Genomic DNA, 2,445 nt, shown 5'->3' on the forward strand with positions numbered 1-2,445 from the left:
AAGCGAGCTGACCGTGCTGTTGGTGCTCGACAGGCCGGTGGACAGCGAGCTGATGCCCGTGGAGGTCGAGGTCGAGAGCGAATCCACCGCCTGGTTCGTGGCATAAAGCTGCGAGCCGTTGATGGCGTCCGTGCTCGTCGCGCTCACGCGGCCTGCGGCTACGTTCGTGATCTGCCGCTCCGCTCCTGCTGCGCCCACGCTCACCACGCTGGTCGGACTCGTGCCCGCATAGCTGTAGGTTGTGCCGCCTACCGTGCCGGTGGACGTCGGGTTGGCTGCGGCCGTGACCGAACCGTTGCCCAGCGCCACCGCCCCGGCATTCGCCGCCGTCGCGCCCGAGCCGATCGCCACGGCGTTGTCTCCCGCCGCGTTCGCGTTGTTGCCCACGGCTACGCCGGCCGCCCCCGCTGCCGTCGCGCCCGTGCCTGCGGCGAGCGCGTTCACGCCCGTGGCGCCGTCGTTGTTGTAGTTGGCCTGCTGCGTGCCGTTGTCGTTGACGCTGTAGTAGTGCGTCTTGCTGGCCGAAATCGCGGTCGACAGCGAAGTGGTTGCCGTCGAACTCGACGTCGAGAGCGACGTCACCGAGCTGTTCGTGGTCGAAAGGCCGGTGGAGAGCGAGCTGGCCGTGGTCGAGGTCGAGGTGGAGAGCGAACTCACGCCTGTGGACAGCGAACTGGCGGTGGTCGAGGTGGACGTCGAGAGCGATGTCACGCTGCTGTTCGTGCTCGACAAGCCCGTCGAGAGCGAACTGACGCCCGTCGACAACGAGCTGGCCGTGGTCGACGTCGAGGTGGAAAGCGACGTCACGCTGCTGTTCGTGCTGGACAGCCCCGTCGAAAGCGAACTCACCCCTGTGGACAGCGAACTGGCCGTGGTCGAGGTCGAGGTCGAGAGTGAACTCACGCCCGTGGACAGCGAACTCGCCGTGGTCGACGTCGACGTAGAAAGCGATGCGATGCTGCTCGTGGTGGTCGACACCGAGCTGGACAGCGACCCGATGCCGGTGGACAGCGACGTCACCGTGCTGTTGGTGCTCGACAGGCCCGTGGACAACGAACTCGCCGTCGTCGACGTAGACGTCGAGAGCGAGCTGATGCCAGTCGAGGTCGAGGTCGAGAGCGAATCCACCGCCTGGTTGGTCGCGAAGAGCTGCGAGCCGTTGATGGCGTCCGTGCTCGTCGCGCTCACGCGGCCTGCGGCCACATTGATGATCTGCCGCTCCGCACCTGCTGCGCCTACGCTGACCACGCTGGTCGGGCTCGTACCGGCATAGCTGTACGTCGTGCCGCCTACCGTGCCGGTGGACGTCGGGTTGGATGCGGCCGTAACCGAACCGTTGCCCAATGACACCGCCCCGGCATTCGCGGCCGTTGCGCCCGAACCGATTGCCACGGCGTTGTCTCCCGCCGCGTTCGCGTTGTTGCCCACCGCCACGCCGGCCGCCCCTGCTGCCGTCGCACCTGTGCCGGCGGCCAGCGCGTTCACGCCCGTCGCCCCGTCGTTGTTGTAGTTGGCCTCCTGCGTACCGTTGTCGTTGACGCTGTAGTAGTGCGTTTTGCTGGCCGAAATCGCCGTCGACAGCGAAGTCGTTGCCGTCGAACTCGACGTCGAGAGCGACGTCACCGAACTCGTCGCCGTCGACAGACCCGTGGACAACGAGCTGACACCAGTCGAGAGCGAACTGATGCTCGTGGACAGCGAGCTCACGCCCGTCGACAGCGAACTGACTCCCGTGGACAGCGAACTGGCCGTGGTCGAGGTCGAGGTGGACAGCGAACTGGCCGTGGTCGAGGTCGAGGTGGACAGCGAGGTGACACTGCTGTTCGTGCTGGACAGACCGGTCGAAAGCGAGCTTGCCGTGGTCGACGTTGAAGTCGAAAGCGAACTCAGGCCCGTAGAGAGCGAGCTCGCCGTCGTCGAGGTCGACGTGGAGAGGGAACTCACGCCGGTGGAGAGCGAGCTGGCCGTAGTCGACGTCGAGGTCGAGAGCGAACTCACGCCCGTGGACAGAGAACTCGCCGTGGTCGAGGTCGACGTGGAGAGCGATGCGATGCTGCTCGTGGCCGTCGACACGGAACTCGACAGCGATCCGGTCGTGCTGGACAGCGAACTCACCGTGCTGTTGGTGCTCGACAGTCCCGTGGACAGCGAGCTGATGCCCGTGGAGGTCGAGGTCGAGAGCGAATCCACCGCCTGGTTCGTGGCATAAAGCTGCGAGCCGTTGATGGCATCCGTGCTCGTCGCGCTCACGCGGCCTGCTGCCACATTGGTGATCTGCCGCTCCGCACCCACCGCGCCTACGCTGACCACGCTCGTCGGGCTCATGCCCGCGTAGCTGTACGTCGTGCCGCCCACCGTGCCGGTGGAGGTCGGATTGGCCGCAGCCGTCACGGACCCGCTGCCCAGGGCGATGGCGTTGGCGTTCGCCGCCGTCGCGCCCGAGCC

Annotated in this window: 1 pseudogene; it reads right to left on the minus strand. The window is 66.7% G+C overall.

Annotation, left to right across the window (positions count from 1 at the left end):
* Window positions 1-2,445, minus strand: a pseudogene (locus tag PXJ20_RS32735) (hypothetical protein); the annotation flags it as partial.

It is taken from the genome of Paraburkholderia sp. A1RI_3L (assembly GCF_048957895.1).
Lineage (GTDB): Bacteria > Pseudomonadota > Gammaproteobacteria > Burkholderiales > Burkholderiaceae > Paraburkholderia > Paraburkholderia kururiensis.